Origin of the sequence: Terrabacter terrae (assembly GCF_039529575.1) — a bacterium.
GTDB classification, from domain to species: Bacteria; Actinomycetota; Actinomycetes; order Actinomycetales; family Dermatophilaceae; genus Terrabacter; species Terrabacter terrae.
In genome coordinates, this window is sequence record NZ_BAAANB010000087.1 from 1 (window position 1) to 587 (window position 587).

1 protein-coding gene is annotated in these 587 nt (G+C 75.1%); it reads left to right on the top strand.

The features are described 5' to 3' along the window. A partial coding sequence (locus tag ABD194_RS19315; RefSeq protein WP_343994510.1) for a DedA family protein occupies positions 1–389 on the top strand: 389 nt, incomplete at its 5' end. Between the last annotated feature and the right edge of the window lie 198 nt (positions 390–587).

Consider the following 587-nt stretch of genomic DNA (forward strand, 5'->3'; position numbering starts at 1 on the left):
GCGCCTTCGACAAGCACCGGGACCGCATCGACCAGGCGCAGGACTTCCTCGGCCGGCGTGGAGGTGCGGCCGTCTTCCTCGGCCGCTGGACCGCCTTCCTCCGGGCCGTGATCCCGGCCCTCGCCGGCATGTCGAAGATGCACTACCCGACCTTCCTGCGGTGGAACGCCGCCGGTGGGATCGCCTGGGGTGCGGTCGTCGTGACGGCCGGCTACCTGGCCGGCCAGTCCTACGCCAAGGTCGAGGCCTGGCTCGGGAAGGGCGCCGCGGTCGTGGTCGGCGTCATCGCGGTCGTCGCCCTCGTCGTGTGGCAGGTGCGCCGCCACCGCTCCGAGTCCGGCGACGGCTCACCGGCCCGCGAGTCGGCGGAGAGCTCCCAGGCCCGCTGACCGACGCGGTCCGGAGGCGCGACCGGGGCAGTTCCTGACCGCACCGTCCGCTTTCGTCCCGGTGTCGGCCCGGCGTGGGATGCTCCTCGCCGTGACCCCCGAACTGCCGCCTCCCAGCGGCCCGCCCCAGGCTGCCCCCGTGGCCGAGCCGGTCCCGACCGCCGTGACCCAGGCACAGGTCCCGACACCGGTGGCGCC